Below are 1835 nucleotides of genomic sequence, written 5' to 3' on the forward strand. Positions count from 1 at the left end.
TCAATTTTTAAATCAGAAAGAGCTTTTTCAAATTGTTCGAGTTGTTTGCTTTTTTCATGAAGTTCTTTGAGTGTTGTTTCCATTTTTAATTGGAGTGTGCTCAGTTCTTGAGATTGATTCTGGAACAAGATAGTTTGGTTTTCTCTTTCTTTGGAAAAGTTTTCGGCTTGTATTTTTAAATGATTATTTTGTTGTTGCTCATAGCTCGCCTTTTCTTGCGTGTCTTGTGCGCATTTTTTCCAGTCTCGGCCATAAATTGCCATGCCAATGTTGGGCGTTAAGCTTTCTTCACAGGCAATACAGCGATAACCATGTTTGTTTAGGAGGCTATCCAATTCTTGCTTGCTGGCACCTTCTATTTCTATAGCGTTTATATCCAATAGGACACGAGCATAAATTACTTCCAACTTCGAAAAAAGATCATTTGCAGTTTGTAAAATAGTCGCAGCTGGAAAGCAGTCAATTACAAGCCAATTTATATCATTTGACTCGTTTAGTAATTCTGACAAGGTATTAGCATGAATTTGTTGCGTATTGGTGGTGCGCAGATTTTTCCATATGGAGGTAAGCTGGCTTGGATTGATGAAGCTACTTTCCCGGGAATTGCTTGCATGATAAAAAGTATGGAAACCAGAGGTAGGGGCTACCATAGTGTTGATAACTTGCCAACCAGGGTAAGGTAGGGTTTGTTTTTTTAGCTGCTCGAAATTTTCCTTGTCTGCCTCAATAAGGCGCACATTTTTAATATTCGCATCAGCATAACGTGCAATACTGTCTCCATTCCCTGCTCCAATATGCATGACGCCAGTGATTGGAAGTATTTTTTTTATGCACTCAAATAATTGAGCGGAATTATTTTCCATTAACATTCGTTGTTCTTCCTAAATTAGCGAATCACTTTTTTAACCAAGCGAAACGGATTGAGTTTATAAGTGATTTTTTTGGTTTTCAGATACCTCTTAACATCTGATTCAATATCATCCTTGTAAATCAAGAATAAGGGTTTTGCATGTTCTCGTTTTTTACTAACACGCAAAGAGCGCATACATATCGTTATCTTTCTTTCATCATCAGAATCGCTAACTTCTGATGGGGTGATTGTTTTTGGAAATTTAAATTCTAACTCCCATTGTTGTTGGGTGTCTGTTGAAGAAGTAGAAAATTCTGCATGAATTCGAGCAGGTAATTTTTTCCAATCTTGCGATATAGTACATGGTTTACCATTAATGTTTAGTTGCATCTCTCGCAAAATGTTTAGATCCAGTGTAGAGTTGACATGGAGTTCTATGACAAATGATCCTGCGCCTAGAGAGGGGATTTTAAGAGTACTTATCGATAAAGGACCTGCCCAGCGGCCCATCTTTTCAGCATAATACCAACTGGTTCCATTCACTTCATCTCGAAAATCAATCACATATTCAGCTAATCCAGAAATTCTGGGAACACTTAATTGCTTTGATTTGGTAAAGTAATGTTCTAATTCTTCTTGAATCTGGTGCAGTTGCAGTTCCAGTAATTGATTTTCCTGGGCTTGCTCTTCATTTTTTTTAATTTGTTCCTGGTATTGCTGTTGAATTTCCTCTATTTTTTTCAGGTGATTAGTTTCTTGAGCTTTTTGAGTTTCTATCTTTTGACGCTCTGATAAATAATGCTCCAGCTCTTCTTGAATCTGATGCAATTGCAGTTCGAGCAATTTATTTTCCTGAGTTTGCTCTTCATTTTTTTTAATTTGTTCCTGGTATTGCTGTTGAATTTCCTCTATTTTTTTCAGGTGATTAGTTTCTTGAGCTTTTTGAGTTTCTATCTTTTGACGCTCTGATAAATAATGCTCCAGC

The 1835-nt window shown here is 36.6% G+C and carries 1 protein-coding gene and 1 pseudogene; both read right to left on the reverse strand.

Features of this window, described 5'->3' with window-relative positions; all coding sequences use genetic code 11:
- Nucleotides 1-863 (reverse strand): class I SAM-dependent methyltransferase (locus EKG34_RS12345; RefSeq protein WP_479724439.1); only part of this gene is annotated, 863 nt, incomplete at its 3' end.
- Nucleotides 864-886: 23 nt separating this feature from the next.
- Nucleotides 887-1835, reverse strand: a pseudogene (locus EKG34_RS12350) (hypothetical protein); the annotation flags it as partial.

The sequence above is a fragment of the Legionella longbeachae genome, from assembly GCF_004283175.1.
Lineage (GTDB): Bacteria > Pseudomonadota > Gammaproteobacteria > Legionellales > Legionellaceae > Legionella > Legionella longbeachae.